The sequence below is a fragment of the Curtobacterium sp. B18 genome (assembly GCF_000333375.1).
Taxonomy (GTDB): Bacteria; Actinomycetota; Actinomycetes; order Actinomycetales; family Microbacteriaceae; genus Curtobacterium.
The window spans coordinates 1-5,433 of sequence record NZ_BACZ01000115.1 but is presented as its reverse complement, the minus strand read 5'-3'; the positions used below and the strand labels follow the sequence as shown (position 1 = coordinate 5,433).

The window sequence follows — 5,433 nt, the reverse complement described above, 5'->3', positions numbered from 1 at the left end:
GCAGGACGNACCGTGACCATTCGCACACGCACCGCAGGCGCGATCGTCACCGGGCTCCTCGTCGTGGGCACGCTCGCTGCGTGTGTCCCGTCCTCGACGGCGCCGGGGTCGACAACGGCGTCGGCCACCGCAACTGCGACCCCGCCGGCCACGCCCACGTCGACGCCGACGCCGACGCCCACCCCGACGCCGACGCCCACTCCGGACACGACCCCGCTCCCCGTCGGCGACGTCACCTCGAACGGCCGGACGTGGCACCAGACGTACGCCGAGGACTTCACGAAGCCCGCCGCGCTCGGCCAGGTCGCCGCCGTCTACCCCGGCATGGGCTTCTACGACGGGTTCCAGGACACCAGCGGACTCGGGACGTACGCCCCCACCAAGGTGCTCTCCGTCGCGGACGGCAACCTCGACTTCGACTTCCACGCCGAGGACGGCCGACCCCTCGTCGCGGCCGTCATGCCGGACGGGTACGCCCCGCACACCACCGCCCGCGTGAGCATCCGCTACAAGACCTCGGTCACGGCCGGGTACAAGTTCGTCGGCATGCTGTGGCCGTCCTCCGACCAGTGGAACGACGGCGAGATCGACTGGCCCGAGTCACTCACGCTCGGGGCATCGCCGCGCCCCGCGTCCGCGATCCCGGGCACGTACGCGAACCGTCACGTGCGGTACGACCGCTCGGTGCAGGTGCACGCGAAGACGGACACCACCGAGTACCACGTCGCCACGACCGAGTGGGACCACGGCATCGTCCGGTTCTACTGGGACGGCGAGCTCGTCTCCTCCACCACCACGGCCGTGCCGACCACGCCGATGCGGGTCACCCTGCAGGGCGAGACGTGGACCGACCACGGCTCCGTCCCGACGGGTGCGGCCGGGACGGTCTCCGTCGACTGGATCTCGATCTGGGACTGACCCGGCGCGGGCGTCACACTATCGTTCGGCACAGCCGTCCCACGACCGCTCGGCGCGGCCGTCACCCGACCACCGGGAGCGGGCGGGAGCGGCGCGGTACGGTGGGCGCGTGTTCGGACGCCGCTCCCCCAATCCCCGCCCCGACGACCAGCCGGGTCTCGGCATCGGCGCCCTCGTGCGGGTCGTCGACACCGACCACGGCGGCGAGCAGTGGGCCGACGAGCCGATCGGCGTCGTCGTGGCCCCCGGTGGCAGCCAGCTCGGCGGGACGCAGCGCACGTGGACGGTCGCGTTCGAGGAGCCCGTCTACACGAAGGACGGCCGCGGCCCGTTCGAGCGCGCGACCGTCCTGAGTCGTCAGCTGGTGCCGGTCGAGCCGGCACCGGACACCGAGGGCTAGTACTCCTCGTTGCCGCTCTTCATCATGGCCGCGAAGGCCATGCAGGTCCCGACGCCGCCGAGCACGCCGATGCCGATGATGATGCCTGCGATGAGTTCGAGCATTGGTGACTCCTTGGTTCCGGGGCCGGTCTGGCTGCCCTCAGGTTAGCGGATGCCGCGCATGAGCTTCAGCACCGGCTTGACGAGCACGAGCAGGACGACCCCGACCGCGACGGCGACGAGGCCGAGGACCGCGAAGTACGGCGCCTCGTTCGTCGGGTCGTAGTACTGCGACAGCACGCCCGTGACGGCGGTGCCGAGCGACACCGACAGGAAGAACAGCGCCACCATCTGCGTCTGGAACTTCGGCGGTGCGAGCTTGGTGGCCACGGACTGCCCGACCGGGGAGAGCAGGAGCTCGGCGATCGTGAAGACGAGCAGGATCCCGACGAGGGCGACCAGCGGCGTGCCGTTCTGCCCGGTGCCGACGAACGGCAGGAAGAGCAGGAACGCGATGCCCATGATGCCGGTGCCGAGGGCGAACTTCGTCGGGGTGGAGGGCTGCCGGCCGCCGAGCTTCGTCCAGATCGCGGCGAAGACGCCCGACAGCACGATGATGAAGACCGGGTTGATCGACTGCACCCACGAGACGGGCATCTCCCAGCCGAACAGCGACCGGTCGAGGCGTTCGTCGGAGTACACGGTCACGACGGTGAACTGCTGCTGGTAGAGCGACCAGAACACCGCGCTGCCGATGAAGAGCGGGATGAAGGCGAGGACGCGCGACCGCTCCTTCGCGGTGATCCCGCTGGAGAGGATGACGACGAAGTACCCGATGGTCGCGACGATGACGATGGCGACGACCACGGTCGGCAGGTTGTCGACGTTCAGCAGCCCGGTCAGCACGGCCGCGACGATCACCACGAGCGCCACGACGACGAGCACGCCGACGAGCGGGAGCCGACGGCGGTCGACGGGGTTCGTGACGTGGCGCACCGCGTCCGGCAGCTTGCGGCGTCGGATCGCGTACTGCACGAGACCGGCCGCCATGCCCACGGCGGCGAGACCGAAGCCGTAGTGGAACCCGAGGGAGCTCTGCAGCAGACCGGTCAGGAGCGGCCCGAAGAACGCGCCGAGGTTGACGCCGAGGTAGTAGAGCGAGAAGCCGGCGTCCCGACGGGGGTCGTCACGGCTGTACAGGCCGCCGACGATGGTGGTCGCCGTCGCCTTGAGCCCGCCGGAGCCGAGGGCGATGAGCACGAGGCCGACGCCGACGCCCGCCACCCCCGGGATGAGCGCGAGGGCGATGTGTCCGAGCATCACGACGATCGCGCTGCCGAAGAGCGTCCGGTCCGCGCCGAGCAGCCGGTCGGCGATCCACGCGCCGATGATCGTGAACAGGTACACCGCGCCGCCGTAGGCGCCCATGATGCCGGTGGCGACGCCCTTGTCGATGCCCAGCCCGCCCTGCGAGAGCGTGTAGTACATGTAGATGAGGACGATGCCCTGCATCCCGTAGAACGAGAAGCGCTCCCAGAGCTCGACGGCGAACGGCGTCGACAACTCGAACGGTTGCCCGAAGAACGTCCGCTGGCGTGCGGGTGTGGTGGTACCTGACATGCCGGACAGTCTGCCCTCGGCGGGACCGTCGCGCACAATCGTCTAGCCCTGCTCAGGAATTCACCGGCCGGTGGTTTGGAGGGTTCCCACCACCGCACCCGACACGAGCGGCCCGCTCGTTGTGCCGCCCTGACGGCGTTCACCCGACTCGCGGGTCGGCTCAATAGCGTGGGTTCTGCAACACGGGACAGAGCAGTTCAGGAGGGCTCCGACCATGGTCGACACCGCACCCGTCCACAGCACGAACACGCCGAAGGCCGACGCCACGGGCGACCCCGCAGCGGGCACCCCCGTCGGCGGGACGGACACCGACGTCCGGATCGACGTGGACCTCCTCGGCGAGCACCTGCTCGGTCGGTGGGCCGAGGACCGCCGCATCTCGCGTCGCCTCGCACTCGACCCCGCAATGCACAAGGTCGAGGGCATGCCCTACGCCGACGCCCGCGCCCGGACGCTCGACCAGCTCCGGATCCTCGTCGACGCGGGTGCGATCCAGCGCCCCTACCCCGAGGAGTTCGGCGGCTCGAGCAACCACGGCGGGAACCTCGCAGCGTTCGAGGAGCTCACGACGGCGGATCCCTCGATGCAGATCAAGGCCGGTGTGCAGTGGGGGCTGTTCGGCTCCGCGGTCCACCACCTCGGGACCGAGCGGAACCACCGCGAGTTCCTGCCCGGCATCGTCTCGTTCGAGGTGCCCGGGTGCTTCGCGATGACCGAGACCGGACACGGGTCGGACGTCCAGAGCATCGCCACGCGGGCCACGTACGACCCGGACACCGAGGAGTTCGAGATCCACACGCCGTTCCGCGGTGCGTGGAAGGACTACATCGGCAACGCCGCCCTGCACGGCAAGGCGGCGGTCGTCTTCGCGAAGCTCGTGACGAAGGGCGTCGACCACGGCGTCCACGCGTTCTACGTGCCGCTCCGTGACGCCGACGGCGCGTTCCTGCCCGGCGTCGGCGGCGAGGACGACGGCTACAAGGGCGGCCTGAACGGCATCGACAACGGCCGCCTGCACTTCGACCACGTCCGGGTCCCCCGGACGAACCTGCTCAACCGCTACGGCGACGTCGCCGCGGACGGCACCTACTCCTCGCCGATCGCCTCCCCCGGTCGCCGGTTCTTCACCATGCTCGGCACCCTCGTGCAGGGCCGCGTGTCGCTCGACGGCGCCGCGGTGGTCGCGCAGAAGATCGGCCTGCAGATCGCGCTGACCTACGCGGCCGAGCGGCGCCAGTTCCCCACGGGTGACGGCACCGAGGGCGTCCTGCTCGACTACGGCCGGCACCAGCGTCGGCTGATCCCGCGCCTCGCGACGGTGTTCGCGCAGTCGTTCGCCCACGAGAAGCTCCTGCGGACCTTCGACGACGTGTTCAGCGGGCGCGAGGACACCCCGCAGCGCCGCGAGGACCTCGAGACCCAGGCGGCGGCCTTCAAGTCGATGTCGACGTGGTCGGCGCTCGACACGCTCCAGGAGTGCCGCGAGGCCTGCGGCGGCGCCGGGTTCCTCGCCGAGAACCGTCTGACCGGGCTGCGCGCCGACCTCGACGTGTACGTGACGTTCGAGGGCGACAACACCGTCCTGCTCCAGCTCGTCGGCAAGCGCCTGCTCACCGACTTCCGCGCGAAGGCCCCGAAGGACGCGGCCTCCACGGCGAAGTTCGTCGCGGCCCAGGCGGCCACGAAGCTCGCCGACGCCACGGGCATCCGGCGTCTCGGCCAGACCGTCGCCGACCGCGGCTCCCTCGCCGCCTCCGTCACCGACCTGCAGGACGCGTCGACCCAGCGGGACCTGCTCGCGGGACGCGTCGACACGATGGTCACGGAGATCGGCATGCGGCTGGCGTCGGCGGGCAAGGACCGCGCACGCGCAGCACGACTGTTGAACCGGTCCCAGCACGAGCTGATCGAGGCCGCGAAGGCGCACGCCGAGCTCATGCAGTGGGAGGCGTTCACCGAGGCCATCGACGAGGTCCCGCCCGGCGACACCCGCCGCGTGCTGGTCTGGCTCCGCGACCTGTTCGCGCTCGGGCTGCTCGAACAGCACCTCGACTGGTACCTCATGCACGGCCGCATCACGGCGCAGCGCGCGCGGGCGGTGTCGGCGTACATCGACCGGCTCGTGGCCCGGGTCCGACCGGTCATCCCGCAGCTGCTCGACTCGTTCGGCTACGAGCCCGGTCACGTTCGGGCGCCGATCGCCCTCGGCGCCGAGCAGGCCCGCCAGGACGAGGCGCGCGCGTGGTTCGCCGCCGAGGCCGCAGCGGGTCGCCTGCCCGCGCCGGAGAAGAAGCCCCGGGCCTAGGGGCGTCTCTTCGGGGTCCGTGGTTGCGGCTGCGACTCGGGGGAGCGTGCCGCGGTTGGTGGTGTTGTTCGGTCTCTGGCGGCGGTACCACCATCAGTCGCACTCCGCGTAGCGCGAACACGTAGCCTTCAGGCGCCGACCTCGACGCTGTCACCGATATGGATCTCAGCTCGAAGTCGGGCCACACCTCCAATGCGAAATGAGCTGCA

At 70.6% G+C, this 5,433-nt stretch carries 4 protein-coding genes; 3 read left to right on the top strand and 1 reads right to left on the bottom strand.

The genetic code is table 11. The features are described 5' to 3' along the window. Nucleotides 1–12 precede the first annotated feature (12 nt). Together I5E_RS03205 and I5E_RS03200 are read left to right on the top strand one after the other, a co-directional pair. Complete coding sequence (locus I5E_RS03205) at nucleotides 13–918, top strand: glycoside hydrolase family 16 protein (RefSeq protein WP_022905721.1); 906 nt, start codon at nucleotides 13–15, stop codon at nucleotides 916–918. Nucleotides 919–1,027: 109 nt separating this feature from the next. After that, on the top strand, nucleotides 1,028–1,318 hold the full coding sequence (locus I5E_RS03200) for a hypothetical protein (RefSeq protein ID WP_022905720.1): 291 nt from the start codon (nucleotides 1,028–1,030) through the stop codon (nucleotides 1,316–1,318). 146 nt (nucleotides 1,319–1,464) lie between these two features. Here I5E_RS03200 and I5E_RS03190 read toward each other — a convergent pair whose 3' ends face one another. Further along, a complete protein-coding gene (locus I5E_RS03190) occupies nucleotides 1,465–2,919 on the bottom strand; it encodes a peptide MFS transporter (protein ID WP_031261325.1) in 1,455 nt (484 codons plus the stop codon). Nucleotides 2,920–3,133: 214 nt separating this feature from the next. On the opposite strand from I5E_RS03190, the gene I5E_RS03185 reads away from it, so the two are divergent. After that, the gene (locus tag I5E_RS03185; protein ID WP_022905717.1) at nucleotides 3,134–5,224 is read left to right on the top strand and encodes an acyl-CoA dehydrogenase family protein; all 2,091 of its coding nucleotides are present in this window, start codon (nucleotides 3,134–3,136) and stop codon (nucleotides 5,222–5,224) included. The last annotated feature ends 209 nt before the right edge of the window (nucleotides 5,225–5,433 follow it).

Coding starts and splice junctions, on each gene's coding strand:
- I5E_RS03190 (WP_031261325.1), bottom strand. CDS start 2,919: ATGTCAGGTACCACCACACCCGCACGCCAGCGGACGTTCTTCGGGCAA.
- I5E_RS03185 (WP_022905717.1), top strand. CDS start 3,134: ATGGTCGACACCGCACCCGTCCACAGCACGAACACGCCGAAGGCCGAC.